The sequence below is a fragment of the Pediococcus sp. EKM201D genome (assembly GCF_011800215.1).
GTDB classification, from domain to species: Bacteria; Bacillota; Bacilli; order Lactobacillales; family Lactobacillaceae; genus Pediococcus; species Pediococcus pentosaceus.
In genome coordinates this window covers 1-555 of the sequence record NZ_JAALFK010000010.1, presented here as the reverse complement: position 1 = coordinate 555, position 555 = coordinate 1, and the positions used below count along the sequence as shown (strand labels likewise).

Annotated in this window: 1 rRNA gene; it reads right to left on the bottom strand. The window is 41.1% G+C overall.

The annotated features are described in order from the left end of the window. A 23S ribosomal RNA gene (locus HFC68_RS09265) occupies positions 1–393 on the bottom strand; the annotation flags it as partial. Positions 394–555: the final 162 nt, after the last annotated feature.

The following is a 555-nucleotide window of genomic DNA, read 5'->3' as shown; positions in this document are numbered from 1 at the left end:
TTGATTTAACTTACGGGGCTATCACCCTCTCTGGCGAATCTTCCCAGATTCTTCAGCTATCAAGTTCTTTGGTAACTCAAATGTTCAGTCCTACAACCCCAGGAAGCAAGCTTCCTGGTTTGGGCTCTTCCCGTTTCGCTCGCCGCTACTCAGGGAATCGAATTTTCTTTCTGTTCCTGCGGGTACTGAGATGTTTCAGTTCCCCACGTTTACCTTCACACATCCTATGTATTCAGATGCGGATAATAGTCGATTAAAACTATTGGGTTGCCCCATTCGGAAATCCCCGGATCAAAGCTTACTTACAGCTCCCCGAGGCATATCGGTGTTAGTCCCGTCCTTCATCGGCTCCTAGTACCAAGGCATTCACCATGCGCCCTTCCTAACTTAACCTATCTTTACCTACGGTAAAGTGATTAATTGAGTTTAGCGATTAATCTTTGAACTAATCTTGTTTTATAACTCTTTAAATTACGCGGTTTTCTCTCGGTTTAATTATGATTAACAATTAAAATTAGAAAATTATAGATATTATTCAGTTTTCAAAGAACAAAA